Below are 25,500 nucleotides of genomic sequence, written 5' to 3' on the forward strand. Positions count from 1 at the left end.
CCCACGTCAGGGCTGGAGGAGGGTGGCCTCGACGAGGGGGCGGAGGCTGCCGGCGAGGATGCCGATCAGCTCCTCGCGGGTGACGCCGTTCGGCTCGACCTTCCAGGTCAGGACCAGCTCCTCGGTCATGGCCGACCACCCCCGCACGACCAGCCGGACCGCCGGCGTGTCGGGCAGGATCTGGTTGCCCGCGTCCTCACGGAAGATTCGGTCGGTGAGCGCGGCCCGCGCCTCCTCGTAGATCGCCCGCAGGGCGGCGTTGCCGCTGGCCGCCCCCTTCACCAGCGAGAGGTAGCCCTCGTAGTTGGCCACGACGTAGTCGAGGTAGGCGGCCATCGAGACCAGGAGCCGCTCCTCCGGCTCGCCGTCGACCGGCGGTGCGGTCTGGGCGATCAGGTCGTCGGCGGCCCGTCGTACGACGGCCTCGCGGAAGTCGTGCTTGCTCCCGAAGTAGTGGTAGAGCAGCCCGCGCGAGATGCCGGCCTCCTCGGCCAGCAGGTCGATGCTCAGCTCGTCGAGCGACCGGGTCGCCAGCAGGCGCACGCCGAGGTCGAGCAGCTGCTCACGGCGTTCGGCCGGGCTGAGCCGGGTGCGTGCGGACTGGGTCACGCCGACCATCCTATCTATTGACAGTCGTTCAATAGGAGGTACGGTCAAATGCATGTCCCTCCCTCCCCGGAACGCGCCCGCCCGCGTCGAGCACCTCGTCGTGGGTGCCGGGTTCGCCGGCCTCTGCACCGCGATCAAGCTGCAGGAGGACGGCGAGACCGACTTCCTCGTGGTCGAGAAGGCCGACGACGTCGGCGGCACCTGGCGCGACAACACCTACCCGGGCGCGGCGTGCGACGTCCCGAGCCAGCTCTACTCGTTCTCGTTCGCGCCCAACCCCGACTGGACGACGTCCTTCTCCCAGCAGCCGGAGATCCAGGCCTACCTGCAGCGGGTCGCCCGCGAGGCCGGCGTGCTGGACCGGTTCGCCTTCGGGACCCGTCTCGAGGACGCCCGCTGGGACGACGACGCCCGCGAGTGGGTGACCGTGCTGTCCGGGACGGTCGCCGGCGAGGTCCGCTCCCGCACGCTCGTGCTCGGCGCGGGTGCCCTCTCCGAGCCGAAGCTGCCCGACATCGACGGCCTCGACGGGTTCGGCGGCGAGATCTTCCACTCGGCGCGCTGGGACCACTCCGCCGACCTGACCGGCAAGCGGGTCGCCGTGATCGGCACCGGCGCGTCGGCGATCCAGATCGTCCCGGAGCTGCAGCGGACGGTCGGCCACCTCGACGTCTACCAGCGCACCGCGCCGTGGATCATCCCGCGCGCCGACCGCCGCTACTCCTCGCTCGAGCGCGCCGCCCTGCGCTCGGTCCCCGGCCTGCAGCGGGCCTACCGCACCGGCATCTACCTCGCCCGCGAGAGCTACGTCCCGGCCTTCACGGTCCAGCCCAAGATCGCCTGGCCCGCCAAGCAATTGGCGCTGGCCAACATCCGCCGCGGCATCAAGGATCCGGCCCTGCGCGCGCGGGTCACGCCGACCTTCGAGCTCGGTTGCAAGCGGGTGCTGATCTCGAACACCTACTACCCCGCGCTCGCCGCCGACAACGCCGAGCTGGTCACCGACGGCATCGCGAAGGTCACCGCCGACGCGGTGGTCACCACCGACGGCACTGAGAGGCCCGTCGACGCGATCGTCGTGGCGACCGGGTTCCACACCACCGACCTGCCGATCGCCGCCCAGGTCACGGGCCGGACGGGCCGGACGATCGCGGAGGTGTGGGACGAGCGCGGCATGTCGGCGTACAAGGGCGCGACCGTCCCGGGCTTCCCCAACCTGTTCTTCGTCGTCGGGCCGAACACCGGGCTCGGCCACTCCTCGATGGTCTTCGTCATCGAGTCCCAGGTCGCCTACCTGCGGGCCGCCGTACGCGCGATGCGGGAGAAGCGGTACGCCGCGGTCGAGCCGACCGAGTCCGCCACGGACCGGTGGAACGACCGGCTCCAGAAGCGCATGTCCCGGACCGTCTGGAGCACCGGTGGCTGCTCCAGCTGGTACCAGGACAAGCACGGGCGCAACACCACGCTCTGGCCGCGCGCGACCTTCACCATGCGCGCGCAGCTGGCCTCGTTCGACGAGGCCGCCTACACCTGCACCCCGACCCCCACCCGCACCCCGACACGTGAGGACGTGACCGCATGAGGACCCTCGACGGCAAGGTCGTTGTGATCACCGGCGCCGGATCCGGCATCGGCCGGGCCCTGGCCCTGGACGCCGCCGGACGCGGCGCACTGCTGGCGATCTCGGACGTCCACGAGCCCGGCCTGGTCGAGACCGTCGACCTGGTCAAGGCCGCCGGCGCCCGCGAGGTGCGGGCCGACACGCTCGACGTCGCCGACCGGGCCGCGATGGCGTCGTACGCCGCTGCGGTGGCCGAGCAGTTCGGCCGGGTCAACGTGGTGGTCAACAACGCCGGCGTCGCGCTCGCGGGCGACTTCACCGACCTGGCGTACGACGACATCGACTGGATCATCGGCATCAACCTGACCGGCGTGCTGAACGGCACGAAGGAGTTCCTGCCGCACCTGATCGCCTCCGGCGACGGCCACCTGGTCAACCTGTCGTCCCTCTTCGGCCTGGTGGCGATGCCCGGCCAGAGCATCTACAACGCGACCAAGTACGCCGTCCGCGGCATGACCGAGGCGATCCGCATCGAGATGCTGGCCGCCGGCCACCCCGTCGGCGTCACTGCCGTGCACCCGGGCGGCATCAAGACCGCGATCGCCCGCAACGCCCGGGTCTCCGCGAAGGAGGACCAGGCCAAGACCGCCCAGCTCTTCGACAAGAAGCTGGCCCGGATGACGCCCGAGAAGGCGGCCTCGATCATCGTCGAGCAGGGCATCCTGGGCGGCAAGGCCCGCGTGCTCGTCGGTCTCGACGCGCATCTGCTGCACCAGTTCGGCCGGGTGCTGGGCTCGCGCTACCAGGACGTGGTCGCGCGGGTGTCCACGCGGGTCATGCCGGAGAAGGCCAAGATCGTCTGAGGGGGCCGGCCCCCAACCGGCGCAATTGCGCTGGTGACGGGCGGGTAGCCGACGTACCCGCCCGTCGCTGGCGCAATTGCGCTGTTCTGGGGACGCCGCTCAGCGCGGCTGCCGCTTGGCGCGGGCCGCCTGGACCTTGGCGACGCCCGCCTTGATGCGGGCCTGGTTCTGGGGCTTGCGGGCCTCGTCGTAGACCTTCTTGGCGATTCCGAGGGCAGCGACCTTGCGCATGATGCTCATGCCCACACTTGTACCCGGTAGAAAGAAGCCCGTGCCTCCTCAACCGGGTGATCCCGTTCGCATCGCGATGAGCAAGTGGGGCGACCGCCCGCACTGGGAGCTCGACGCGACCTTCCTGGGCGCGGACGAGCACGGCGACTGGATCGGCGTCCCGGCCGGCACCCACCACGCCCGCCCGGGGGCGCAGTTCGACTCCGAGGTCGACTCGGTCACCCTCGCGCCGCGCGGCAGCCCGTGGTGCGCGACGTTCAACGCGCCCGGGATCTGGTGCACCGTCTACGTCGACATGACCACGCCGCCGTACTGGGACGGGGCGACGCTGCGCGCCGTCGACCTCGACCTCGACGTCATCCGCGGCTCCGACACGATGGTGTGGGTGGACGACGAGGACGAGTTCGCCGAGCACCAGGTCTCGCTGGGCTACCCGCCCGAGATCGTGATGATCGCCGAGGCGAGCCGCGACGCCGTGCGGGACGCCGTACGACGCCAGCAGCCGCCGTTCGACCTCGCGACGCCGCAGGCGTGGCTCCGGCAGGTCGCCGGGCTCAGCCCTCGCTGACCGACCGGCGCCTCGACCGGCGGCTCGACCGGCCGGTCATGGTCCGCACCGGTCCGACCAGGCGCGGGCCGGCGAGCCGCGACTCGACCTTGCGGGCCTCGCGCTTGAGCGGCTGGGCGACGTACTCGCCGAGGATCACGCCGGAGGAGAGCGCGATCGCGACCGATGCCGCGGTGACCATCGCCAGCAGGCCGGCGGAGGTGTAAGCGCCACCCTCGGCCAGCAGGGTCAGGCCGCGGTAGATCGACAGGCCCGGCAGCATCGGCACCACCGCCGACACCACGACGACCAGCGGAGGCACCCGCATCCGGCCCGCCACCGTGTAGCTGACCAGGCCGACGAAGAGCGCGGCCATCGCGACCGACCAGGTGCGGCCGATGCCGGGGAACTCCACGGACTGCGAGATCCCGATCGCGACCGCCGCGACGATCGCGATCGGCAGCAGGATCCGACGAGGGGCGTACGACGCGTAGGCGAACGCGCCCGCGCAGAGGGCCGACCCGAAGGCCAGCATGGTCGCGCTCTGGAGGTCGCCGCGGCCGGGGTCGAGCTGCGGGATCTCGACGCCGAGGGCGCCCGCGAGGCTGAGACCGCCGCTGACCCCGCCGATGATGCCGGCGGTCGCCAGGATCGCCTCGGTGAGTCGCGCGGTGGCGGTGATGTAGAAGCCGGTGAGGGCGTCCTGGAGCGCGCCCATGAACCCGATGCCGGCCAGCAGCATGATGATGTTGGCGGTGACGACCAGGGAGACGTCCACGTCGAGCGGGGTCGCCGCGGCCGCGAGGGCGATCAGCGTCGCCACCCCGCCGCCGGCGACCTGCTGGTAGAAGGTCGGGATCCGGCGCCGCGAGATCGCCAGCTGCAGCCGGTCGATGAGCGCCGAGGCGACGAACGCCAGCGCGACCACCACCGGCCCACCGCCCAGCTGGATCGCCACGCCCGCGCACATCAGACCCCACGCGAGGGTGATCGCCCAGCGCGGCCGGTCGTGGCCCGAGGAGACGATCCGGGCCAGCGAGGCGCGGGCCTCCTTCAGCGTCACCTCGTCGCGCAGCACCGCCCGGACCAGGTGGTCGACGCGGGTGAGGTGCTCGTAGTCGATCACCCGCTGCCGCACCTGGCGGGTGGCCAGCAGCGGCACCTCCTCGGGGTCCCGCTGCCAGCTCATCGACAGCGAGGTGAAGGTGACGTCGATGTCGGCGTCGCGCAGGCCCAGGTGGTAGGCCACGGTCTGCATGGTCGCCGTCACGTCGGCCGCTCCGGCGCCCGAGGCGAGCAGCAGCTCGCCGATCCGGAGACAGAAGTCGAGCCCGAGGTTGACCTCCCGCACGTCTCCCCTGATCTGCGCCATGGCCGCGATGGTGCCAGACCACCCTGACCACTGTGGAAGGCTGGGGACCGTGCGGATCGACTTCAGGGGATCACCCGAGCCCACGCTCGGCGTGGAGTGGGAGCTCGCGCTCGTCGACCGCCGCAGCCGTGACCTCCGCAACGACGCCAGCCACCTCTTCGCGCGGGCCAAACCGCGACTCGCCGAGCCCGAGCGACTCCACAAGGAGCTGTTGAAGAACACCATCGAGCTGGTCACCGGGGTCTGCCACACCGTCGACGAGGCGATGACCGACCTGCGCACCACGCTGGGCGCCGCGATCGCGGCCGGCGATGAGCTCGACATCGACCTGTACGGCGCCGGGACCCACCCGTTCGCCGACTGGAGCGGGCAGCAGCTCAGCGAGGGGCACCGCTACGAGGAGCTGATCAACCGCACCCAGTGGTGGGGCCGGCAGATGCTCATCTGGGGCGTGCACGTCCACGTCGGGCTGCCCGAGCGCGCGCGGGTGATGCCGGTGCTGTCGGCGCTGCTCAACTGGTACCCCCACCTGCAGGCCCTCTCCGCCTCCTCCCCCGTGTGGGCCGGCGTCGACACCGGCTACGCCTCCAACCGGGCGCTGATGTTCCAGCAGCTCCCGACGGCGGGCCTGCCGTTCCAGTTCGAGACCTGGGCCGAGTTCGAGTCGTTCGCCCACGACCAGATGACGACCGGGGTGATCGACGAGCTCTCCGAGATCCGCTGGGACGTCCGCCCCGCGCCCCACCTGGGCACCATCGAGAACCGGGTCTGCGACGGCGTCTCCAGCATCGACGACCTGGCCGCCCTGGTCGCGCTCGTGCACTGCCTGGTCGTCGACCTCGACACCCGGCTGGCCGCCGGCGAGACGCTGCCGACCATGCCCCCGTGGCACGTGCAGGAGAACAAGTGGCGGGCCGCCCGCTACGGCCTCGACGCCATCATCATCCTGGACGCGCAGTCACAGGAGCGGCTGATCACCGACGACCTGGCCGAGCTGCTCGTCCGGCTGGAGCCGGTCGCCGATCGGCTCGGCTGCTCGGCGGAGCTGGCCTCGGTGGCCGACATCCCGCGCCGCGGCGCGTCGTACCAGCGCCAGCGCGCGGTCGCCGCGCGCACCGGCGGCGACCTGGTGGCGGTCGTCGACTCGGTGGTGCGCGAGCTGCGCGCCAGCCTCTGAGCCCCTACCGCACGTAGCCGCCGTCGGGCGGCACCATCTCCAGCCGTACGCCGAGGAGCCGCACCGGTCGGTCCCGGTCGCGCTCGTCGAGGCGGTCGAGCAGCGCGACCGCTGCCGCGGCCAGCGTCTCCGGGTCGTTGCTCGCCGCCGGCAGGGTCAGGCTGCGACTGACCGTGAAGAACGGCCGGTAGCGGACCTTCAGCCCCACCCGGACCGCTGGCCGGCCCTCGCGGACGATGTCCTCGACCACCCGGCGGGTCAGCACCCGGACCTCCTCGGCGATCCGGTCGGCGTCGACCAGGTCCTCCTGGAAGGTGGTCTCGCGCCCGTGGGCCCGCGGCGTCCACGGGGTCGCGTCGACCGGGCTGGTGTCGGCGCCGCGCCCCAGCCGGTGGTACCAGGGCCCCATCGTCGGACCCAGCTCCGCCGCCAGCACCCGGGCGTCGGAGTCGGCCAGCTGGCGCACCGTCTCGATGCCCAGCGCGGCCAGCTTCTTCTCGGTCTTGGCGCCGATCCCCCACAGTGCCCGCGTGGGCCGCTCCCCCATCACCTCGAACCAGTTCTCGGCGGTGAGCCGGAACGTCCCGCGCGGCTTCCCGAGGTCGGTCGCGACCTTGGCACGCAGCTTGGTGTCACCGATGCCGACCGAGCAGTGCAGCCGGGTCGCGGCCAGCACCTCCTCGCGGACCCGGTCCGCGAACGCCTGCGGGTCGAGGTCGGCGTCAGGGACCGAGGCGGCCACGAACGCCTCGTCCCAGCCCAGCACCTCGACCACGATCGGAGCGCCGCCCCAGGTCAGCGAGCGCAGGGTGTCCATGACCTCGGCCGAGGCGGCGTCGTACGCGTCCTTGTCGACCGGCAGGAAGACCGCGTCGGGGCACTTGCGGGCGGCCAGGCGCAGCGGCATGCCGGAGCCGACGCCGTGCTCGCGCGCTTCGTACGACGCCGTCGACACCACGCCCCGCTCGCTCGGGTCGCCCCGCCCGCCGACGACCACCGGCCGCCCGGCCAGCTCGGGCCGCCGCAGCACCTCGACCGCCGCGATGAACTGGTCGAGGTCGACGTGTAGGACCCAGGCGGTCATCGCCGGGCTCATCGCGGGGGTGGCGGGAGCGCTTCGGTGGACTCGCGCTGGTCGAGGCCGGTGAGCAGCAGGAGGTCGACGACGACCGAGCGCAGCTGGGCCAGCACGACCTCGGCGTTCATCTCGTCGGCCCGCTCGACCCGGCCGGTCGCGTCACCCACCGCGAGCAGCTCGTCGCGCGCCCCGACGGCCATCCGGTCGGCGGCCAGCTCGTCGGCGACCCGCTCGGCCGCAGCGGCCAGCTCCGTCGCCAGCATCGAGTACGACGACGGCACGGGCCGTCGGTGGTAGGCCGCGACCGCGACCTGCCGGACCAGCACGCGGGTGCTGCGCAGCGCCCGGTCGAGCGGGTCGACCAGCTCGGCCATCCGCCGGATGTTGCCCTTGTGGCGCACCCGGAACGGCGAGGAGGCGACCACGGCCATCCCCTCGTCGGCCGCCGCCTGGAGCTCGCGGATCAGCCCGTCGGTGGACCGGGCATCGGCCAGCAGCTCCAGTCCGTGCTCGACCTCCCCGTCGACCATCACCTCCCCCGCAGCACGCAGCAGCCCGGCGATCTTGCGCATCACCACGGCCGCCTGCTCGCGCGGTCGCCGCAACGGCGCGGCCGGTACGACGGTCGCCGCGACCAGCGCGACCGCCCCGCCGATGACCGCGTCGGTCCAGCGCGTGAACGCGGCGTCGGGCTCCGGGACGAGGGTGCTGACGATGATCGACTGCACCGCGGCCTGGGTGACCAGCAGCTGGCCGCCGTCGAGCAGGAAGGCGCTGGACATCGCGAGCCCGACGATCAGGGCGATCTGCCACCCGCCGGTGCCGAGCTCCAGCACCAGCAGGTCGGCGATGAGCACCCCGACCGCGACCCCGACGGTGATCTCGGCGACCCGACGCAGCCGCTGGCCGTACGACGTGCCGAGCGCGACCACGGCCGCCACCGGCGCGAAGAACGGCGTCGGGTGGTCGAACAGGTCGGCCGCGACGACCCAGGCGACGCCGGCCGCGATCGCGCACTGGGCGATCTGCCAGCGCTTCGAGCTCAGCCGGGCGATGCGGGCCCGGACGGACAGCCGGCTGCGGCTCCACATCCGGTCGAGCGGTCCGGCCTCCATGGGGTGATGGTCCCACGTCGATTCAGGTCGTCTGTCGTCTCACCGGGTTTCGACACGGTTGCTGCGCAACCTGCTCAACCACCGGCGACACGGTTGCTGCGCAACCTGCTCAACCACCGGCGACACGGTTGCTGCGCAAACCTGCTCAACCACCGGCGACACGGTTGCTGCGCAACCTGCTCAACCACCGGCGACACGGTTGCTGCGCAAACCTGCTCAACCACCGGTTGGGTCAGGAGGCGTGGGCCCAGTCGAGGGCCTGCTTCAGGTCGCCGAGGTCGCGGTACCAGACCCGGACCTCGGTGCGGCAGCGGACCCGGGCGACGCGGGTGTCGTATTCGCCGCACTCGGCCCGGGCCTCGGAGTCGGTCGGCGGGTAGAGCGCGGAGCCGTCGTAGTGGTGGATTTCGAAGCCGTTGGCGGCGTCGCCGGTGATCTCGACGATGGTGTCGGGCGCGGGCGCCTGGGCGGTGCTGCTGCTGGCCGGCAGGCTGACGCCGAGCAGGAGCAGGACCGCGCAGCCGGCGGCGGCGAGCAGGGCGAGGAGCTTGGACATGGGTGGACCCCCGAGGGTGACGGGCCGGCGAGTTCCGGCGTACCGACGACGCTAGGGACGAGCGGGGACGCGGGACGGCGGCGCCGTCGTATTTGGGGAGAACCCGTGCGGGAGAGCCGCCTGTGGACGGTCAGCGGGCCGATCAGCGGGCCAGCGTCACCGTGATCGTCACGTCGCTGCACCCGGAGGCCAGCGAGGTCAGCGCCGAGCGCTCGGCGGTGTCGACGGCGAGCCCCCACCGGTGCTTCACCGCGACCCACTCCTCCAGGTAGCGGCACTGCTGCAGCTCCGGCAGCCACTCCGCCGGGTCCTGGTCGCCCTTGGCCTGGTTGACGCTGTCGGTGACCCCGACCAGCGTGCGCCGGTCGTCGAGGTCGTTGGCGTAGGTCTCCCGATCGGCCGACGACCAGCCGCTCGCCCCGGAGTCCCAGGCCTCCGCCAGCGGGACCATGTGGTCGATGTCGACGTCGCCGGTGGCCGTCCAGGACTCGCCGTCGTAGTAGGAGTACCAGCGCCCGCCCGCCAGCGAGCAGCCCGAGCCCACGGTCACCGGGTCGTCGGCCTCCTCGATCAGCACCTCGTTGCGCGTGCTGCAGCCGTCGCCGTCGGCGTCGACCCAGTGGTTGAACAGGTCGCGCGAGTAGCCGGTGCGGTCCTCGGTGGTCCCGGGGAGGTCGGCGATGGCGGTGGACAGCGGGGCGGAGTAGTCGGCCGCATGCGCGGGAGCCGGTACGGCGACCAGCACGACGGGCACGACAGCGGCGGAGACGGCGGCGGACAGCAGGCGGCGGATCGTCATGCGACGACCCTGGGCCGGGCCGCGCAGCACCGACAAGACCTCCGGCGAAGGACGAGGGAAACCCCGCAGAGCGTGTCCGGCTTGTGGCCGGCGTCACCATTGGCGAGAGTTGCCCCCTCACCACCCGGCGTCATCCTGCGAAAGGCCCTCCGTGGTCACACCGATCGACCCCACCTCGGCCGCGTTCCTGCTCGCCGAGAACCGCAGCCAGCCGATGCACGTCGGCGGACTCCAGCTGTTCGAGAAGCCGGACGGGGCCGGGCGCGACTACACGCGGCTGATGTACGAGGCGATGCGCGACGAGGCCGAGATCAGCCCGCTGTTCATCAAGCACCCCTACCGCTCGCTGTCGACCGCCGGCCAGCTGGTGTGGCGCGAGGACGAGCAGTTCGACATCGAACACCACGTCCGGCACGCCGCGCTGCCCAAGCCGGGCCGGATCCGCGAGCTGCTCGAGCTGTGCGGCCGGATGCACGGCACCCGGCTGGCCTGGGAGCGCCCGCTGTGGGAGTCGACGGTGATCGAGGGCCTCCGCGACGGCCGGGTCGCCTGGTACACCAAGTCCCACCACGCCCTGGTCGACGGCGTCTCCGCGATGCGCCTGCTGCAGAGCGTGCTGAGCACCGACCCCGACCAGCGGCAGATGCCGGCGCCGTGGGGCGCCCGCCCCGCGCGCACCCCCCGGACGACGGACCTCGCCGAGGTCCCGCAGGACCTGTTCCGGCACGCGCTCTCGACCGGCATGGGCCTCACCGCCGAGGCCGCCGGCCTGCCCGGCGCGCTGATCAAGACCCTCAACAAGGGCATCCGCAACGAGACCTCGGCCGTGTCCTTCCACGCCCCGCGGACCATCTTCAACCAGCGGATCACCGGCTCGCGCCGCTTCGCCGCCCAGGACTGGCCGATCGCCCGGCTGCGCGCGATCGGCAAGGCGGGCGGCGCGACCATCAACGACGTGGTGCTGGCGATGTGCTCGGGCGCCGTGCGGCAGTACCTCCTCGAGATCAGCGCCCTCCCCGAGACGCCGCTGGTCGCGATGGTCCCGATCGGCCTCAACGCCAAGGAGTCGCACATCGCGTCGGCCGACGGCGGCAACGCCATCGGCGCCGTCATGTGCCGCCTGGGCACCGACCTCGCCGACCCCGCCGACCGGCTGGCCGAGATCAGCCGCTCGATGAGCACCGGCAAGGACGCCCTGTCGAGCATGACCCCGCTGCAGATCGTCGCGATGAGCGCGCTCGGTCAGGCCCCCGCGATCCTGCCGCCGCTGCTGCGGTTGCAGGGCATCGTGCGGTCGCCGTACAACCTGATCATCAGCAACGTGCCCGGCCCGCGCACCACCCACTACTGGAACGGCGCCAAGCTGGTCGGCACCTACCCGCTGTCGATCCCGATCAACGGGATGGCGCTCAACATCACCTGCACGTCGTACGACCAGAAGATGGGCTTCGGGCTGACCGGCTGCCGTCGTACCGTCCCGCACCTGCAGCGGCTGCTCGGCCACCTCGACGCCGAGGTCGCGGCGCTGGAGAAGGCGGTCGGAGTTTCCTAACAGGCGGTGCCGCGATCGACAGAGAGCACCGCGCCGGTCACCGAGGCCGCGGCGTCCGAGCCGAGGTAGGCGATCGCGTCGGCGATGTCGCGCGGCGGCATGAAGCCGTAGCGGCCGCCGGCGGTCTCGCTGAGCAGCCCCCAGTCGAGCTGGGAGTCGGCGTGCTCGGCGGCCGCGGTCATCGGCAGGTCGGTCTCGACGCCGCCGGGGCAGATCGTGTTGACGCGGATCCCGTCGGCGGCCAGCTCGAGGGCCAGCGACTTCATCAACATGATGACGCCGCTCTTGGAGGCGCAGTACGCCGCCTGGTAGGGCTGCGCGCGCAGTCCGGCGATCGAGGCGATGGTGACGATGTTGCCGCGGCTGGCCCGCAGGTGGGGCAGCGCCGCCTGACTCATCAGCATCGGCCCGGTCAGGTTGACGCCGAGGTGGCGCTGCCAGACGTCGAGCTCCAGGTCCTCGAAGCGGCGGAACTGGTCGATGCCCGCCACGTTCACGAGTACGTCGAGCCCGCCCAACCGCTCCGCCGCGGTGGCCACCGCCGTCGTCACCGATCCGGCGTCGCTCACGTCGCAGGCGACGACGTCCTCACCTGCGCGGAGGTCGACGCCGACGACCTGCGCGCCCTCCTCGGCCAGCAGCTCGACCGTCGCCCGACCGACGCCACCCGCCGCGCCGGTCACCAGTGCCCGCTTGCCCTCGAAACGTCTCGTCACGGCGGCATCGTGTCAGCGCCCGACGCCACCCGCCGGGGTCGACGCACTCAGCGGGACGTCGTCGTCGACCCACTCCAGGAGGTCGCCGGGCTGGCAGTCGAGCACCCGGCACATCGCCTCCAGCGTGCTGAACCGGACCGCCTTGGCGCGGCCGTTCTTCAGCACGGCGACGTTGGCGGGGGTGAGCCCGACCTGCTCGGCGAAGTCGCCGACCGACAGCTTGCGCCGGGCGAGCTGGACGTCGATGCGCACGACGATCGCCATCAGATCACCGCCTCCAGCTCCAGGCGCAGGTCGGTGGCCTGGTGCAGCAGCGCCCGCATCACCACCAGGACCAGCGTCACCACGCCGCCCACGAGACCGACGCCGATCAGCAGGATGGGGGTGCCGGGGTCGTCGGCCTGCGCGATCGCCCAGGCCGCGCCGGCGGCGTACAGCAGCCAGGCCGCGGCGATCGCGCCGACGATGCCGTCGACCCACGCGAACGCCTCGGCGCTGAAGATCCGGTCGGCGTGGGCGAGGCTCAGCAGCCGCCACGTGCAGACGACCACGACCTGCAGCGCCAGCACCTCGAGGACGAAGAACGCCGTCAACGGCCAGCGCAGGTGGGCCAGGTCCGGCTCCTCCTGCGCGAGATGGGCGAACTGGCCCGGGATGCTCACGAGCTGGCCGAAGACCAGGCCGGCGAGGAGCAGGACCAGCAGCACCCGGAGCGGGAGGACGACACGATCGAGCAGCTTCATACATCGAATGTCGCTCGAGAACTATCGAATGTCAATAGATTCCGGATCGTGCGAACCTGAGAGCCGACCGATCGCGTAGGAGAGGTGTGACGAGACGCGAGCGACGTGAACGCGAGTTCACCGACTTCTTCACGGCGCACGCCCCGGGCCTGCGGCGTACGGCGTACCTGGTCGTCCGGGACTGGCACCTCGCCGAGGACCTGACCCAGCAGGCGATGGCCAAGCTGTACGGCGCGTGGTCGCGGACCCAGGAGCCGACCCGGCTGGCCTACGCCCGACGGATCGTGGTCAACGAGTGCCTCAGCCACCTGCGGCGACGGCGCCCGGAGACCGCCGTCGAGGCGGTCCCGGACCGGGCACACGCGGGACCGGCCGACCACCCGCTGGACCTGGGCCGGGCGCTCGGGCTGCTGCCGCCCCGGCAGCGGGCCATCGTCGCGCTGCGCTTCCTCGACGACCTGCCGGTCGACGAGGTCGCCCACCTGCTCGACATCGCCGACGGGACGGTCAAGAGCCAGACCGCCCGCGCACTCGACACCCTGCGACGGCACCTGCCCGACCTGGTCGCCACGATCCCCGAGGAGCCCCGATGACCCACGACGACCTCTCCACCCTGCTGCGCGACCACGTCGCCCACGACGAGCCACCGGCTCCCCTGCCCACCCGCTCGGTCAGCGCCGGCCGACGCCGGGTCCGCAACCGCCGGCTGCTCGCCACCGGCGGCACCGTCGCCGCGCTGGCGCTGGCCGGCGCGATCGCCGTACCCCTCGTCAGTGGTGACGACGCGCCCGGCCGCGGGTCGGGGATCGACCCGGCGTCCGCCGCCGCCCTCGAGGCGTACGACGCCCGGCGGATGCCGACCCTGATGGACGACCACGTCCGCGCCGTCCTGGGGCGCAGCGCGCCCGACCTGGGCCCGTCGACGTTCGCGGCCCGCGACGCCGACGGGACCGACCTGCCCGAGCGCTACTGGAAGAAGGCCAGCAACCTGTCGGTCACCTACGGCGGTCCGGAGCAGCAGTGGGAGGTCTCGATCAGCCACGCCCGCAGCGACGCCGAGGGCGACCCGGAGCGCCACTGCCGCGAGGGCCTCGCCGACGGCTCGTACCTGGAGTGCACGGTCGACCGCACCGACGACGGCGACGTGGTGGTCATCAACCTGTGGGCCCTGCGTCCGATGCGCGGTGGGGCCTCGAAGGTCGTCAACGCGTCCCGTCTCGACGCCGCCCGCCTCGAGACGCTCTCCTTCGAGCGCCGGGTCAAGGTGATCAAGTCGGAGACCCTGATCACCTACGCGTCCGAGAAGGTGCGGGCCACCGACCGGGACCCGGCGACGGCGGTCTTCGCGACGTCGTACGACGACCTGGCCGAGATCGGGACCGACCCCGAGCTGGTGATGCCGGTCCCGCCGCGGGGCGAGAACGGCTGCCCCACCTGGACGTGGAGCCGTCCGGGCGAGTCGGTCAGCTGCGAGTGACCTCGAGGGGCGCGGGGGTCCGGGCGCCGGTGCGCTCGGCCCCCACCCCCGCCCCCACCACGAACCCGATCCCGACCACGGCGAGCACGTCGGGCACCTGGTCGAGCAGCGCCAGCCCGACCAGCAGCGCGAAGGCCGGCTCCAGGCTCATCAGGGTCCCGAACGCGGTCGTGGTGAGCCGACGCAGCGCGAGCATCTCGAGCGCGAACGGCACCACCGGCAGCAGCACGGCCAGCCCGAGCCCGACGAGGACCAGCTCCGGGGTGAGGTCCGGGATCACCGAGTGACCGACGGCCACGGTCGCCACCAGGCCGGCGACCGGCATCGAGATCGCGAGCCCGGTGAGGCCGGGCAGCCGGTCGCCGACGTGCTGGGTGAGCAGGATGTACGCCGCCCAGCAGACCGCGGCCCCGAGCGCGCAGGCGACGCCTACCGGGTCCGCACCACCGGCCCACGGCTGGGTCAGCAGGAGTACGCCGACCGCCGCGAGCACCGGCCAGGTCCGCACCGAGCCCCGGCCCCGCGCCACGGCGACACCGAGCGGCCCCAGGAACTCCAGCGCGCTCGCCGTACCGAGGGGCAGCCGGGCCACCGCGGCCATGAAGAGCAGGGTGATCGCGGCCGTCACGACGCCGAGCAGCACGGCGGGCACCACGGTCTCCCGGGTCAGCACGGAGCGTCGTGGTCGGACCACCAGCAGCACGATGACCCCGGCCCAGGCCAGCCGCAGGAAGGCCGCGCCCTCCGCACCGATGTCGTCGATCAGCCCGACGGAGACCGCCAGGCCCAGCTGCACGCACAGCATCGACGCGGTGGCCATCAGGGCGCCCGTGCGGGCCTGGGTCCTCATGCCGACCAGTGAAGCCGACCGACACCGTTCAGGTCCACGTGACAATCATGGACATATCGTTCATGATCCTGCGATGGATGTCCGACGCCTGCACCTCCTGCTCGAGCTGTCCCGGCTCGGGTCGATGCGCGAGGTCGCCGAGACCCACCACCTGACCACTTCGACGGTCTCGCAGCAGGTCGCGGCCCTGGCCCGCGAGGTCGGCACCGCCCTAGTCGAGCCCGAGGGCCGCCGGGTCCGGCTGACGCCGGCCGGGCGGCGGCTCGCCGAGCACGCCGTCACGATCCTGGCCGCCGTCGACGCCGCCCGGCTCGACCTCGACCCCGACGCGGAGCCCGCCGGGACCCTGCGGGTCGCCGGGTTCGCCTCCGCCGTACGGCGCTCGCTGCTTCCCGCGATGGCCGACCTCGCGACGTCGTACCCGCGGGTGGAGGTGATGGTCCACGAGTACGAGCCGCTGGAGGCCTTCGCACTGCTCGCTCGCGACGACCTCGACCTGGCGCTGACCTACGACTACGACCTCGCACCCGCCTCCCTGCGCGACGACCTCGTCGCCACCGAGCTGTGGTCGCTGCGCTGGGGCCTCGGCGTACCGGCCGGAGAGCCGCGCGGCCCGTTCGCGTCGTACGCCGACCGCGACTGGATCGTGAACTCCCGCAACACCGCCGACGAGGAGGTGCTGCGGACCCTGGCCTCGATGGCCGGCTTCGTCCCGCGCGTCGTGCACCGCATCGACAGCCTGGAGCTGGTCGACGACCTGATCGTCTCCGGGCATGGCGTCGGCCTGCTCCCCCACGGCCGCGCCTCGCGACGCGGCGTGCGCGTGCTGCCCCTCACCGACCCGCCCGTGCGCCTCCGCGCGTACGCCGTCACCCGCCGCGGGCGGGACCGCTGGCCACCGCTACGGGCGCTCCTGGAGCGGCTCTCCACCCCCACGCCGACCCGTCACTCAAGTACCGGGATCGACGGCGTGTCGGACGACGATTGACGGGTCAGCGGAGGGGGTGGGCTCAGGGAGCGAGCTCCTGGTAGCCGCCGCCGACGGTGTCCGCGACCGCCTGCAGACGGGCCCGGGTGATGTCGGCGACCGTGGCGTAGCCGGCGAGCTGGGCGTTGGAGCCGGTCCGGGTCGGCTCGGCCGAGTTCACGCTGGTGCAGCGACGGGTGCCGCCGTCGGCGGCGTTCTGGAGGGCGACCGCGTGACCCGTCGTACCGCTCCCGGCGAAGAAGTCGAGCACCCGGGCGTCGTCGGGCATCGTGCCGAGCAGGCGGCGGATCAGGCCGGTCGGCTTGGGCGACTCGAAGACGTGGCCGACGATCTCCTTCAGCTCGGCGACGGCGGTGTCGGTCGAGCCGACCTCGGCAGCGAGCCAGATGGTGGTGAGCTTCTTGCGCCGCCCGCCGGTCTCGTCGCGGAGCAGCCAGTCGCGCTGGAAGACGTCGACCCGCTCGCCCTCGCGGCCCTTGATCCAGCGGCAGACCAGGTCGTCGGGGCGCTCGTCGATGCGCGGTCGGCTCCAGCGCCACACGGCCGCGGTCCCGTCGCCGAACACCGGCGCGATCTCGACCGCGGCGCCGAACGGCGCCGTCCGCACCTCGCCGGTGTCGGGGTCGCCCCACACGCTGAAGTGGAGGGTGCGAGCCGTGACCGGGTTGAACTTCTTGTTGGTGTTGCGCAGCGGCAGGTGGCGGAACCGGCGACCGTCAGACGTCTCCAGCGGGAAGTCGCGCTCGTCGACCGTCTCCGAGCTGCTCGCGTCGAGAACGCAGCGCCGGGCGTCCCGGGCGTAGACCAGGAGGTACTCGTGGCTCGTCGCGAACCCCTTCCCCAGCTGCCGGCCCTTGGCGTTGAGGTTGACGACCACCTGGGCCAGCCGCTGCTCCTCGCCGTACAGCTCGTCCATGAGCAGGCGCAGGTGCGCCGCCTCGTTGTCGTCGATGCTGACCGCGATCGCGCCCGTCGGCGCCAGCAGGTCCCGGGCGGCCGCCAGCCGCGGGCGCATCATCGCGACCCAGGCCTGGTGGCGGTCGGTCGTCCCGTCGCCGCGGATGTCGTCGCGGTAGGCGAAGTCGTTGCCGGTGTTGTAGGGCGGGTCGATGTAGACCAGGTCGTACGGCGCCGCGTCGCCCGTGATCGTCGCCAGCCGTGGCAGGACGTCGAGGTTGTCCCCCTCCACGAACGTGTTCCACGGGTCGGCCACGCGCTGAGGTTAGTAGCCGACGAGCGTGGGACTGGCCGTTCTCACCTGGAGAGCGACCGGCGCGCCGGTCATCGTCACCGTGCCGACCACCGGCTCCCAGGGCCCGCCGTTGACCCGGAAGTCCGCGCTGTACGTCGTGTCTACGCTCGGCCCGACCCGCCCGGCGCGCGCGTACTCGTGGGTGACGTCGAGTGCCGGGTACGCCGCCCCCGGGGTCGTCGTGCGCGTCGCGGTCCCGTCACCGAAGGACCAGCCGAACCCGCTGGGGCGGATCCGCAGGTCGACCCGCTGGCCGACCAGGGTCACCGACCGCTCGAACGGCGCGGCCTCGGTGTAGAAGTTGGTCGCGAAGTTGACCAGGGTCTCGCCGCCCGGGGGTTGGACGACCAGCGTCGACGCCGGCAGGGGGATGCGCTTGAAGGCCCTCGCGACCATGGCGTTGGTGATCTGGGGTGGCGCGGCGGTCTCCTCCTCAGGACAGACATACGAGTGCGCGTCGGTGATTCCGTTGACCACGTGCCACCAATGGACCATCACGCTTCCGTCATCACACCTCATGGCCTCGACGCAAGTCGCGCGTCCTCCGAGTTCGCACATGGGCGCGCTGTGCCATTCACCCAATGCACTAGCCGTGTATGTCGCCTCGTGAGGCTCGGCACCTTCACTGGCAGTTGTGCCGGCGGCTGTGAAGTGCGAACCTCCGGCCCCGGCAGAACCTGCTCCTTCGTCGTTGGCGGCCACTGCTGGAACGGTCCGGAGCGAAAGGACAACGAGCAACGCTGTGGTGATAGCGCCGCGGATCATGATGTGGGGTCCCAGCGACCTACCAGCCATACACCGCTATCGCGTTGGACAATGAATCGAAATTGGTTGGGTCCGCCGCTATATCGCTGGACTTTCTCGCCTGGCACCTTCACAACCTGCGGAGCGATGGTCACGTCAACCGTGACGGCAAAGCCCCGGGACGGGCCTGATTCGAACGGAGCCGACTTAGTTCCGCGAACTTTGATCTCACCGCCGCTCACGGAACCACCGGCTTCATAGATTCGCTTGATGTCGGCAGATCCACCTTCACATGCGACGCATGTCTGCAAGGCCAGCGCCGCAAGACCTTCGACCTCGCCGGTCGCCTCGGCGTAGTTGACCATCTCCCAGTAGAACCGCACGAACGCCTCAGCCGCCGCCGCATCCTCCCCCTCCGCCTCAGCCGGCAGCGTCGGCTCGACCGGCCCGGAGGGCGTCGGCGAGGGGGTGGGCGTGCTCGCGACCGACGAGCTGTCGGTGGGCGAGATCTTCGGCTCCGGGTCGTCGTCGCCGGAGCAGCCGGCGAGCAGCACGAGACCCACGGCCAGGGCGGCGGGCAACAGTCGTCCCATGTCGAGTCCTTCCCGAGTGCGCAGCGTCCAGACCCGAGACGCCAACCCGGAAACTACCCACATCCACCCCCGCCACGCACCGCCGAAAGTGAAGTCTGTGGAGAGGCGAGGGGGACTCCGGACGTCCTGCGGACCGGGTCCTGCAGCGCCCGTTCCGCATGACGTCCCGCGCGACGTCGTTTGGCAAGAACCGGCGGCGGGCTAGGCACGCCCGTGGAGAATGGGGCGGTGGGCTTCGCGGAACGACGTGCGCAGCGTCGATGGCGGCGCGAGATGGAGCGACGCCTGCGCGAGCTCGACCGGCTCGACGAGCAGTTCGGGCTCGGCGAGCACCAGGTGCACCGGCCGGTCGGCGCGCCGATCCCGCTGCCGCGGGGCCGGCGGGCGCGGAAGGTGGGACGCGAGCGGAAGGCCCGCGGGCCCGTCGTACCCGGGCTGCTGATCGTCGGCCTCATCATGGCCGGGGTCTTCCTGGTCAACCCGTCCGACTCCGGGCGACGGCTGCGCGAGCTGGTCGGGTTCGACGGCCGGCTGGGCGAGCTGGTGGGCGTGCCGGACGGCGACGGGGAGTACGCGTTCGCGACCACGCAGCCGGGCGACCGCGACGAGCCGGTGAGCTGGAACCCCTGTCGCCCGATCCGGTACGTCGTCAACCCCGCCGGTGCCCCGGACAACTGGGAGGACCTCCTCGCCGGATCGATCACCGCGATCTCCGACGCGACCGGGTTCCAGTTCGAGGACACCGGCACCTCCGACGAACGCGACTTCGACGACCGCATCGACGGGCTGAACCGGCCCCAGCCGGTGCTGATCGGCTGGGCCGACGAGGAGGAGGTGCCGCGGCTCGCCGGCAACGTGGCCGGCCTCGGCGGGAGCACCTACCTGGAGCGCCAGCGGCACCGCACCTACGTCACCGGCGCGATCACCCTCGACAGCGAGCTGTTCGCGGAGCTCGCCGAGGAGCGGAACGGCGACGCCCTGATGCAGGCGATCATCACCCACGAGCTCGGGCACGTCGTGGGCCTCGACCACGTCGACGACGACAACGAGCTGATGTACGCCGACAACGTCGGCCAGACCGAGCTCGGCCCGGGCGACCTGGAGGGACTGGCCCGGCTGGGGTCCGTCGACTGCGCCTGACCGACGGGCCCACCCGGAGGCGCCTCCCCGTCCCGCCCCGTGCGTCCCTTAGCCTTTCCGGGGTGACCACGCGCCGACTGACCCTGACCGCCGGCCTTCTCGGGTGTGCGCTGGCCGTCTCCGGACCGGCCTTCGCCGACCCGACGGTCTCCGCCGACGGCTACCCGCAGCACTCCTCCGACGGCGTCCGCGGCCCGATCGCGCCCGCCGTCCCGACGTACGCCCGCACCGTCGAGCGGCGCAGCGCCGTGACGGGGTGGCGGGTGGCGCCGGGCGTCCGCTACCAGACCTGGGCCGAGCGGGACGCCCGCGGCCGGATCCGGGCGCACCTGCTGCGCATCAAGTACCGGACGCCGGGGCTGCGCCTCAACTACGCCACGCCCGGTCGGGTCGCCCGCACCGAGACGGTGCGGGGGATGCTGGCCCGCCAGGCCGTCGCCGGGATCAACGGCGACTTCTTCGACATCAGCGACTCCGGCGCGCCGTTCGGGATCGGCGCCGGGCGCGCGAGCGGCCTGCTGCACGGCCCGAGCGACGCCTGGAGCGCGGGCTTCACCGTCACCAAGGCCGGCGCGCCGTCCGTCGGGCCGATCCAGGTGCGGGCGCGGATCCGCCAGCACCCCGCCTGGACCGTCTCGGGCTTCAACTCCCCCACCGTCGCCGACGGCACCATCGGGGTCTACAGCTCGCGCTGGGGCACCACCCCCGGGTACGGCGTCACCGACGGCGTGAAGAGCCGGATCGTCCAGGTCCGGGTCAAGAACGGGAAGGTCGTCTCGAAGCGGGTCCGGCTCCGGGCCGGCCACCGGATCGACGGCTTCCTGCTCATCGGACGGGGGGCCGGCGCCCGGGCGCTGCGGCAGCTGAAGATCGGCGACCCCATCAGCGTCGCGAAGGGCGTGACCGAGCACCCCGGCGTGGCCATCACCAGCAACAGCTTCCTGGTGCAGGACGGCGCGATCACGGTGACCGACGACGCGCAGATGCACCCCCGCTCCGCGATCGGCATCGACCGTGACACCCACCAGATCCTGATGCTGGTCGTCGACGGACGGTCGAAGTACAGCCGCGGCTACACGATGGTCGAGCTGGCGGACGAGATGGTCCGGCTCGGGGCCGACAGCGCGCTCAACCTCGACGGCGGCGGGTCGTCCACGCTGGTCGCGCGCAAGCCCGGCGGGGCCAAGCCGGTCGTCAACAAGCCGTCCGACGGCCGTCCGCGCAAGGTCGCCAACGGCATCCAGGTGCTGTACTCGAAGCCCTGACCTACTTCTCGACGAGCACCAGCGCCACCGTCGTCACGACGGCGAGGCACTGCACCGACGGGCTCTCCTTCTCGACGCGGGGCCGGACCAGCACGTCGTCACCGTCCCGGGTCACGACCACCGCGGTCGGGGGCGTGCACTCGAGGGAGACGACGGCGCCGTAGAGCGCCTGCCCCTCGGGCGCGTCGACCGCCTGCGCGGCCTCGGACACCTCGGCGGCCAGACCGTCGTCGAGCCCGCCGGTGAACGCGGTCACCGCAGCGTCGTCCGGCAGCGGCGTCGCGGTCTCGGCGACCACACCCCCACCGTTGGACCCGGTCAGGAGCGCGACCTGGCTCCACCCCGAGCCGCCGGACCCGTCGGAGGCATCGGAGCCGGGCGCGCTGCTGCTGGGTCCGGGGTCGGTCGCCTCGCTGCCCGACCCGTCGTCGGACCCGCAGGCGGACAGGGCGGCGATGAGCACGAGGATCCCGAGAGAGCGGCGCATGATCGTGGGACGGTACCCCGGGCGATAGGGTTCCAGGCCCGTGGCAGGCTGCCCGCGTGCGCCGTACCTTCACCCGGGCCGAGCTGGAGTCCTACCGCGACGCAGAGGTGCCCGACTTGCTGCCCGGCCCCGACGACCCGCCGCTGCGGCTGCTCTTCGTGGGCATCAACCCGGGCCTGTGGACGGCCGCCACCCGGACCCACTTCGCGCACCCCGGCAACCGCTTCTACCCGGCGCTGCTGCGGGCGGGGATCCTCATCGAGGCGATCGACCCCGCGAACGGGATGACCGACGAGGACCGCGACCGGCTCCGGGCGCGCGGGCTCGGCATCACCAACGTCGTACGCCGGGCGACGGCCAAGGCCAGCGAGCTGACGAACGACGAGCTGCGGGCGGGCGGTGAGGAGCTGCTCGCGACGATCGCGCGGGCTCGGCCGGCGGTGGTCGCGATCGCCGGCATCACGGCGTACCGCACGGCCTTCGGGCTGCCCAAGGCCATCCTCGGCCGGCAGCCCGAGCCGCTGGAGGGCGCCGAGCTGTGGGTCGTGCCGAACCCGAGCGGGCTGAACGCGCACGAGACCGTGGCCTCGCTCGCCGAGGCGTACGCCGCGCCCGCGCGGGCCGCGGGCGTCCTGCGGCCGCCGCCCACTGGCTGAGGCGGGGTCCGGGCCGACGCTCGGTACGACGGGTTTCGAGGCTCCTCCGCTCCTTCGTCGCTCCGGAGCACCTCAACCAGCGGTCGGGAAGGCCTGGTCCTTCCCGAGCACGGTGAGGCCGTCCTCGACGAGGAACCCGTTGGCGCGGTCGGCCTCGGGGTCGACGCCGATCCGGGCGCCGGGCGGGACGATGACGTTCTTGTCGAGGATGGCGTTGCGGACGATCGCGCCGGCGCCGACCCGGACGCCGTTCATCAGCACCGAGCCGTCGACGGTCGCGCCGGCGGCCACGCTCACCGCGGGCGACAGGACCGAGCGGGTGACGATGCCGCCGCTGACGACGACGCCGGGCGAGAGCACCGCCTCGTCGACGCGGGCGTCGACGCCGTCGGCGCCCTGGACCACCTTGGCCGGCGGCTGCGGGCCGTAGGAGGTGTAGATCGGCCACTCGAAGTTGTAGAGGTTGAAGACCGGCAGCGGTGAGACGACGTCCATGTGGGCGGCGTAGTACGACGCCAGCGTCCCGACGTCGCGCCAGTAGCCGCGGTCGCGGTCGGTCGCGCCCGGGACGACGTTGTCCTTGTAGTCGTAGACGCCGGCCTGCGAGCGGCGTACGAACGCGGGGACGATGTCGCCGCCCATGTCGTGCTTGGAGCCGGTCGTGGTCGAGTCGCGGGTGACCGCGTCGACGAGCGCGTCGGCGTCGAAGACGTAGTTGCCCATCGAGGCCAGCACCTCGCCGGGGCTGTCGGGCAGCCCGACCGGGTCGGTCGGCTTCTCCAGGAACTCGCGGATCCGCCGCGGCTCCTCCGGGTGTACGTCGATGACGCCGAACTGGTCGGCCAGCCCGATCGGCTGTCGGATCGCCGCGACCGTGCAGGCGGCGCCGCTCTCGACGTGCTGGGCGACCATCTGCGAGAAGTCCATCCGGTAGACGTGGTCGGCGCCCACCACCACGACGATGTCGGGCTTCTCGTCCTTGATCAGGTTGAGCGACTGGTAGATCGCGTCGGCGCTGCCGAGGTACCAGTGCTTGCCGACCCGCTGCTGCGCGGGCACCGGCGCGACGTAGTTGCCGAGCATCGTCGACATCCGCCAGGTCTGGGTGACGTGGCGGTCCAGGCTGTGCGACTTGTACTGGGTCAACACCACGACCTGGAGGTAGCCCGAGTTGACGACGTTCGACAGCGCGAAGTCGATGAGCCGGTAGATCCCCGCGAACGGCACCGCCGGTTTCGCCCGGTCGGCGGTCAGCGGCATCAGCCGCTTCCCCTCCCCACCCGCGAGGACGATGGCCAGGACCTTCTTGCGGGCGGCGCTCATGCAGGAAACCTAGCGCGCCGGCCGGTGGGGGCCGCCGTGAAGGTTTGTCGGCTGGCCGATGAAACTCACGCCGGGACGATGAACCTTCGTCGTCCCGGGATGAGCTTCATCGGCCAGCCGATGAAACTCCCGCCGCGCCACGCCCGGCCCGGCGACCCGGGAGCGATAGGTTCGGCGGGTGCGAATCGACGTGCTGAGCAAGGAGTACCCGCCCGAGGTGTACGGCGGCGCGGGGGTGCACGTCGCCGAACTGGTCCGGGCGCTGCGCGGCCGCGGCGACCTCGACGCCCGTGTGCACGCCTTCGGGGCACCGCGGACCGAGGCCGGCACGTCGTCGTACCCCGACCTGGCGGAGCTGGCGGACGCCAACGGGGCGCTGAGGACGCTCGGGGTCGACCTGACGATCGCCGACGCGTGCAGCGGGACCGACCTGGTGCACTCGCACACCTGGTACGCCAACATGGCCGGCCACCTGGCCGCGCTGCTGCACGGCGTCCCGCACGTCGTGAGCGCGCACTCGCTGGAGCCGCTGCGGCCGTGGAAAGCCGAGCAGCTCGGCGGCGGGTACGCCGTGTCGTCCTGGGTCGAGCGGACCGCCTACGAGTCCGCCGCCGCGGTGATCGCGGTCTCGGCGGCGATGGGTCGCGACGTGCTGGCGTCGTACCCCGCGATCGACCCGGCGCGGGTGCACGTGGTCCACAACGGCATCGACACCGAGGACTGGCAGCCGATCGTGGCGCCCGACCGGGTGCGGGAGCTGGGCGTCGACCCGGACCGCCCGTCGGTCGTGTTCGTGGGGCGGATCACTCGCCAGAAGGGGCTCCCGCTCTTCCTGCGCGCGTGCGCGCTGCTGCCGCCGGACGTGCAGGTGGTGCTCTGTGCCGGCGCCCCCGACACCCCGGAGATCATGGCCGAGGTGGAGGGACTGGTCGCCGAGCTGCGCGCCACCCGCAGCGGCGTCGTCTGGATCGCCGAGATGCTCCCCCGGCCCGACGTCGTCGCCCTGCTGACCGCGGCCACCGTGTTCGCGTGCCCGTCGATCTACGAGCCGCTCGGCATCGTGAACCTCGAGGCGATGGCCTGCGAGACGGCGGTCGTGGCGACCGCCACCGGCGGCATCCCGGAGGTCGTCGTCGACGGCACGACCGGTCGCCTGGTCCCCCTCGAGCAGGCCACCGACGGCACCGGCACCCCGCTCGACCCGGAGCGGTACGTCGCCGACTTCGCGGCCGCCCTCGTGGAGGTGGTGACCGACCGTGAGCGGGCCGCCGCGATGGGTCGGGCCGGGCGGCAGCGCGCGATCGAGTCGTTCAGCTGGGCCGCGATCGCCGAGCGGACCGTGGAGGTCTACCGCTCCGTGCGGTGAGCCCGGCCGGGCGACAGCTCGACCACCGTGGCCGGGCCGGGGCGCTGCTCGCCGTCGACCGGGAACAGCTCGTCGTCGAGGCGGACCTCCCGGACCCGGCTGGCCACGACGGCCAGCAGCACCGGCGCCGGTGCGCCGACCAGGACCCGGCCGTCGACCCGGTGGTCGCCGAGGCCGACCGACCCGGCACGCTCGCGGGCGGCCACGGAGCGCGGGCTGAGCAGCTCGCGCAGCCAGAACCGCAGCCAGCCGGCCGCGGCGACCAGGCCGGCGTCGGCCGCGAGGTCGAGGCAGCACCCGTCGGCGCAGAGCGTCCACGGCGACCGGCCACGCGGCCGGCCGGGCCACAGGTCGAGCCCGGCGACCAGGGCGCGCTCGGCGCCGTCGAGCGGCGGGCTCACCACGAGCCGTTGCGGCAACGCGAACGGGTCCGGCACGAG

At 72.5% G+C, this 25,500-nt stretch carries 29 protein-coding genes; 12 read left to right on the top strand and 17 right to left on the bottom strand.

The window, feature by feature from the left end; all coding sequences use genetic code 11:
- Positions 1-6: 6 nt before the first annotated feature.
- Positions 7-618, bottom strand: a complete 612-nt coding sequence (locus V7S47_RS07210) for a TetR/AcrR family transcriptional regulator (protein ID WP_336560936.1) — start codon at positions 616-618, stop codon at positions 7-9.
- Positions 619-661: 43 nt separating this feature from the next.
- On the opposite strand from V7S47_RS07210, the gene V7S47_RS07215 reads away from it, so the two are divergent.
- A complete protein-coding gene (locus V7S47_RS07215; protein WP_336560937.1) occupies positions 662-2,191 on the top strand; it encodes a flavin-containing monooxygenase in 1,530 nt (509 codons plus the stop codon).
- Positions 2,188-3,033 (top strand): SDR family NAD(P)-dependent oxidoreductase, encoded by an 846-nt coding sequence (locus V7S47_RS07220; RefSeq protein WP_336560938.1) that lies wholly within the window; start codon positions 2,188-2,190, stop codon positions 3,031-3,033. Before V7S47_RS07215 ends, V7S47_RS07220 begins: the two co-directional genes overlap by 4 nt.
- A 99-nt stretch (positions 3,034-3,132) precedes the next feature.
- Here the strand turns inward: V7S47_RS07220 and V7S47_RS07225 are convergent, their stop codons facing one another.
- Positions 3,133-3,273: a hypothetical protein gene (locus V7S47_RS07225; RefSeq protein ID WP_170867191.1), complete on the bottom strand. Its 141-nt coding sequence runs from the start codon at positions 3,271-3,273 to the stop codon at positions 3,133-3,135.
- Between the two features lie 67 nt (positions 3,274-3,340).
- Here V7S47_RS07225 and V7S47_RS07230 point away from each other — a divergent pair, with 67 nt between their 5' ends.
- Positions 3,341-3,832 (top strand): DUF402 domain-containing protein, encoded by a 492-nt coding sequence (locus V7S47_RS07230; RefSeq protein WP_336560939.1) that lies wholly within the window; start codon positions 3,341-3,343, stop codon positions 3,830-3,832.
- On the opposite strand, the gene V7S47_RS07235 is transcribed toward V7S47_RS07230, so the two are convergent.
- Positions 3,819-5,183: a threonine/serine ThrE exporter family protein gene (locus V7S47_RS07235; RefSeq protein WP_336560940.1), complete on the bottom strand. Its 1,365-nt coding sequence runs from the start codon at positions 5,181-5,183 to the stop codon at positions 3,819-3,821. The two genes, V7S47_RS07230 and V7S47_RS07235, sit on opposite strands and share 14 nt — an antisense overlap.
- 49 nt (positions 5,184-5,232) lie before the next feature.
- Here V7S47_RS07235 and V7S47_RS07240 point away from each other — a divergent pair, with 49 nt between their 5' ends.
- Positions 5,233-6,360, top strand: coding sequence for a glutamate--cysteine ligase (locus V7S47_RS07240; protein WP_336560941.1), 1,128 nt, complete (start codon positions 5,233-5,235; stop codon positions 6,358-6,360).
- Between the two features lie 4 nt (positions 6,361-6,364).
- On the opposite strand, the gene V7S47_RS07245 is transcribed toward V7S47_RS07240, so the two are convergent.
- From V7S47_RS07245 to V7S47_RS07260, 4 genes are all read right to left on the bottom strand, one after another.
- Positions 6,365-7,444 (bottom strand): DNA polymerase IV, encoded by a 1,080-nt coding sequence (locus V7S47_RS07245; protein ID WP_336560942.1) that lies wholly within the window; start codon positions 7,442-7,444, stop codon positions 6,365-6,367.
- A gap of 8 nt (positions 7,445-7,452) precedes the next feature.
- The gene (locus V7S47_RS07250; RefSeq protein WP_090860354.1) at positions 7,453-8,553 is read right to left on the bottom strand and encodes an FUSC family protein; all 1,101 of its coding nucleotides are present in this window, start codon (positions 8,551-8,553) and stop codon (positions 7,453-7,455) included.
- A 232-nt stretch (positions 8,554-8,785) separates the two neighbouring features.
- On the bottom strand, positions 8,786-9,109 hold the full coding sequence (locus V7S47_RS07255) for a hypothetical protein (protein ID WP_336560943.1): 324 nt from the start codon (positions 9,107-9,109) through the stop codon (positions 8,786-8,788).
- Positions 9,110-9,251: 142 nt separating this feature from the next.
- A complete protein-coding gene (locus tag V7S47_RS07260; RefSeq protein ID WP_336560944.1) occupies positions 9,252-9,908 on the bottom strand; it encodes an HNH endonuclease family protein in 657 nt (218 codons plus the stop codon).
- A gap of 151 nt (positions 9,909-10,059) precedes the next feature.
- Between V7S47_RS07260 and V7S47_RS07265 the strand changes: the two genes are divergently transcribed.
- Entirely contained in the window at positions 10,060-11,460 is a 1,401-nt protein-coding gene (locus tag V7S47_RS07265) for a WS/DGAT/MGAT family O-acyltransferase (protein WP_336560945.1), read from the top strand.
- Here the strand turns inward: V7S47_RS07265 and V7S47_RS07270 are convergent.
- The 3 genes from V7S47_RS07270 to V7S47_RS07280 are packed head-to-tail and all read right to left on the bottom strand — an operon-like array spanning position 11,457 to position 12,919.
- Positions 11,457-12,176, bottom strand: coding sequence for an SDR family NAD(P)-dependent oxidoreductase (locus V7S47_RS07270; protein WP_336560946.1), 720 nt, complete (start codon positions 12,174-12,176; stop codon positions 11,457-11,459). The two genes, V7S47_RS07265 and V7S47_RS07270, sit on opposite strands and share 4 nt — an antisense overlap.
- Positions 12,177-12,188: 12 nt before the next feature.
- A complete protein-coding gene (locus V7S47_RS07275) occupies positions 12,189-12,440 on the bottom strand; it encodes a helix-turn-helix domain-containing protein (RefSeq protein WP_090860351.1) in 252 nt (83 codons plus the stop codon).
- Entirely contained in the window at positions 12,440-12,919 is a 480-nt protein-coding gene (locus V7S47_RS07280; RefSeq protein ID WP_336560947.1) for a DUF2975 domain-containing protein, read from the bottom strand. Before V7S47_RS07280 ends, V7S47_RS07275 begins: the two co-directional genes overlap by 1 nt.
- Before the next feature lie 86 nt (positions 12,920-13,005).
- Between V7S47_RS07280 and V7S47_RS07285 the strand changes: the two genes are divergently transcribed.
- On the top strand, positions 13,006-13,512 hold the full coding sequence (locus V7S47_RS07285; RefSeq protein ID WP_336560948.1) for an RNA polymerase sigma factor: 507 nt from the start codon (positions 13,006-13,008) through the stop codon (positions 13,510-13,512).
- Complete coding sequence (locus tag V7S47_RS07290; protein WP_336560949.1) at positions 13,509-14,396, top strand: hypothetical protein; 888 nt, start codon at positions 13,509-13,511, stop codon at positions 14,394-14,396. The genes V7S47_RS07285 and V7S47_RS07290 overlap by 4 nt, the downstream gene beginning before the upstream one ends.
- On the opposite strand, the gene V7S47_RS07295 is transcribed toward V7S47_RS07290, so the two are convergent.
- Positions 14,383-15,246: an EamA family transporter gene (locus V7S47_RS07295; protein WP_336560950.1), complete on the bottom strand. Its 864-nt coding sequence runs from the start codon at positions 15,244-15,246 to the stop codon at positions 14,383-14,385. The two genes, V7S47_RS07290 and V7S47_RS07295, sit on opposite strands and share 14 nt — an antisense overlap.
- 73 nt (positions 15,247-15,319) lie before the next feature.
- Between V7S47_RS07295 and V7S47_RS07300 the strand changes: the two genes are divergently transcribed.
- Positions 15,320-16,234: a LysR family transcriptional regulator gene (locus V7S47_RS07300; protein WP_336560951.1), complete on the top strand. Its 915-nt coding sequence runs from the start codon at positions 15,320-15,322 to the stop codon at positions 16,232-16,234.
- A 22-nt stretch (positions 16,235-16,256) separates the two neighbouring features.
- On the opposite strand, the gene V7S47_RS07305 is transcribed toward V7S47_RS07300, so the two are convergent.
- The 3 genes from V7S47_RS07305 to V7S47_RS07315 form a co-directional block, all read right to left on the bottom strand.
- Complete coding sequence (locus V7S47_RS07305; RefSeq protein WP_336560952.1) at positions 16,257-17,447, bottom strand: site-specific DNA-methyltransferase; 1,191 nt, start codon at positions 17,445-17,447, stop codon at positions 16,257-16,259.
- Between the two features lie 9 nt (positions 17,448-17,456).
- Positions 17,457-17,984, bottom strand: coding sequence for a hypothetical protein (locus V7S47_RS07310; RefSeq protein ID WP_336560953.1), 528 nt, complete (start codon positions 17,982-17,984; stop codon positions 17,457-17,459).
- A 263-nt stretch (positions 17,985-18,247) separates the two neighbouring features.
- Positions 18,248-18,823 (bottom strand): DUF6318 family protein, encoded by a 576-nt coding sequence (locus tag V7S47_RS07315; protein ID WP_336560954.1) that lies wholly within the window; start codon positions 18,821-18,823, stop codon positions 18,248-18,250.
- A 273-nt stretch (positions 18,824-19,096) separates the two neighbouring features.
- Here V7S47_RS07315 and V7S47_RS07320 point away from each other — a divergent pair, with 273 nt between their 5' ends.
- A complete protein-coding gene (locus V7S47_RS07320; RefSeq protein WP_336560955.1) occupies positions 19,097-19,963 on the top strand; it encodes a matrixin family metalloprotease in 867 nt (288 codons plus the stop codon).
- Positions 19,964-20,025: 62 nt separating this feature from the next.
- Positions 20,026-21,228 (top strand): phosphodiester glycosidase family protein, encoded by a 1,203-nt coding sequence (locus V7S47_RS07325; RefSeq protein ID WP_336560956.1) that lies wholly within the window; start codon positions 20,026-20,028, stop codon positions 21,226-21,228.
- A gap of 1 nt (position 21,229) precedes the next feature.
- Here V7S47_RS07325 and V7S47_RS07330 read toward each other — a convergent pair whose 3' ends face one another.
- Positions 21,230-21,715 (bottom strand): hypothetical protein, encoded by a 486-nt coding sequence (locus tag V7S47_RS07330; protein ID WP_336560957.1) that lies wholly within the window; start codon positions 21,713-21,715, stop codon positions 21,230-21,232.
- Positions 21,716-21,771: 56 nt separating this feature from the next.
- On the opposite strand from V7S47_RS07330, the gene V7S47_RS07335 reads away from it, so the two are divergent.
- Positions 21,772-22,371, top strand: coding sequence for a mismatch-specific DNA-glycosylase (locus tag V7S47_RS07335; protein ID WP_336560958.1), 600 nt, complete (start codon positions 21,772-21,774; stop codon positions 22,369-22,371).
- 72 nt (positions 22,372-22,443) lie between these two features.
- On the opposite strand, the gene glgC is transcribed toward V7S47_RS07335, so the two are convergent.
- On the bottom strand, positions 22,444-23,694 hold the full coding sequence (glgC, locus tag V7S47_RS07340) for a glucose-1-phosphate adenylyltransferase (RefSeq protein ID WP_090860340.1): 1,251 nt from the start codon (positions 23,692-23,694) through the stop codon (positions 22,444-22,446).
- A gap of 178 nt (positions 23,695-23,872) precedes the next feature.
- Between glgC and glgA the strand changes: the two genes are divergently transcribed.
- Positions 23,873-25,060 carry a glycogen synthase gene (gene glgA, locus V7S47_RS07345; protein ID WP_336560959.1) on the top strand — a complete coding sequence of 396 codons (1,188 nt, stop codon included), beginning with the start codon at positions 23,873-23,875 and terminating at the stop codon, positions 25,058-25,060.
- Here glgA and V7S47_RS07350 read toward each other — a convergent pair.
- Entirely contained in the window at positions 25,042-25,497 is a 456-nt protein-coding gene (locus V7S47_RS07350; protein ID WP_336560960.1) for a hypothetical protein, read from the bottom strand. The genes glgA and V7S47_RS07350 overlap by 19 nt on opposite strands.
- Positions 25,498-25,500 lie beyond the last annotated feature (3 nt).

The sequence above is a fragment of the Nocardioides sp. CCNWLW216 genome, assembly GCF_037120545.1.
Lineage (GTDB): Bacteria > Actinomycetota > Actinomycetes > Propionibacteriales > Nocardioidaceae > Nocardioides > Nocardioides lianchengensis.

Excerpts from the sequence above, each read along its gene's own strand:
- V7S47_RS07300 (WP_336560951.1), top strand. The coding sequence starts at position 15,320 with ATGGATGTCCGACGCCTGCACCTCCTGCTCGAGCTGTCCCGGCTCGGG.
- V7S47_RS07220 (WP_336560938.1), top strand. The coding sequence starts at position 2,188 with ATGAGGACCCTCGACGGCAAGGTCGTTGTGATCACCGGCGCCGGATCC.
- V7S47_RS07245 (WP_336560942.1), bottom strand. The coding sequence starts at position 7,444 with ATGACCGCCTGGGTCCTACACGTCGACCTCGACCAGTTCATCGCGGCG.
- V7S47_RS07320 (WP_336560955.1), top strand. The coding sequence starts at position 19,097 with ATGGAGCGACGCCTGCGCGAGCTCGACCGGCTCGACGAGCAGTTCGGG.
- V7S47_RS07315 (WP_336560954.1), bottom strand. The coding sequence starts at position 18,823 with ATGGGACGACTGTTGCCCGCCGCCCTGGCCGTGGGTCTCGTGCTGCTC.
- V7S47_RS07260 (WP_336560944.1), bottom strand. The coding sequence starts at position 9,908 with ATGACGATCCGCCGCCTGCTGTCCGCCGCCGTCTCCGCCGCTGTCGTG.
- V7S47_RS07290 (WP_336560949.1), top strand. The coding sequence starts at position 13,509 with ATGACCCACGACGACCTCTCCACCCTGCTGCGCGACCACGTCGCCCAC.
- V7S47_RS07330 (WP_336560957.1), bottom strand. The coding sequence starts at position 21,715 with ATGCGCCGCTCTCTCGGGATCCTCGTGCTCATCGCCGCCCTGTCCGCC.
- V7S47_RS07250 (WP_090860354.1), bottom strand. The coding sequence starts at position 8,553 with ATGGAGGCCGGACCGCTCGACCGGATGTGGAGCCGCAGCCGGCTGTCC.
- V7S47_RS07210 (WP_336560936.1), bottom strand. The coding sequence starts at position 618 with ATGGTCGGCGTGACCCAGTCCGCACGCACCCGGCTCAGCCCGGCCGAA.
- V7S47_RS07215 (WP_336560937.1), top strand. The coding sequence starts at position 662 with ATGTCCCTCCCTCCCCGGAACGCGCCCGCCCGCGTCGAGCACCTCGTC.
- V7S47_RS07295 (WP_336560950.1), bottom strand. The coding sequence starts at position 15,246 with ATGAGGACCCAGGCCCGCACGGGCGCCCTGATGGCCACCGCGTCGATG.
- V7S47_RS07275 (WP_090860351.1), bottom strand. The coding sequence starts at position 12,440 with ATGGCGATCGTCGTGCGCATCGACGTCCAGCTCGCCCGGCGCAAGCTG.
- V7S47_RS07230 (WP_336560939.1), top strand. The coding sequence starts at position 3,341 with ATGAGCAAGTGGGGCGACCGCCCGCACTGGGAGCTCGACGCGACCTTC.
- V7S47_RS07255 (WP_336560943.1), bottom strand. The coding sequence starts at position 9,109 with ATGTCCAAGCTCCTCGCCCTGCTCGCCGCCGCCGGCTGCGCGGTCCTG.
- glgC (WP_090860340.1), bottom strand. The coding sequence starts at position 23,694 with ATGAGCGCCGCCCGCAAGAAGGTCCTGGCCATCGTCCTCGCGGGTGGG.
- V7S47_RS07235 (WP_336560940.1), bottom strand. The coding sequence starts at position 5,183 with ATGGCGCAGATCAGGGGAGACGTGCGGGAGGTCAACCTCGGGCTCGAC.
- V7S47_RS07280 (WP_336560947.1), bottom strand. The coding sequence starts at position 12,919 with ATGAAGCTGCTCGATCGTGTCGTCCTCCCGCTCCGGGTGCTGCTGGTC.
- V7S47_RS07225 (WP_170867191.1), bottom strand. The coding sequence starts at position 3,273 with ATGAGCATCATGCGCAAGGTCGCTGCCCTCGGAATCGCCAAGAAGGTC.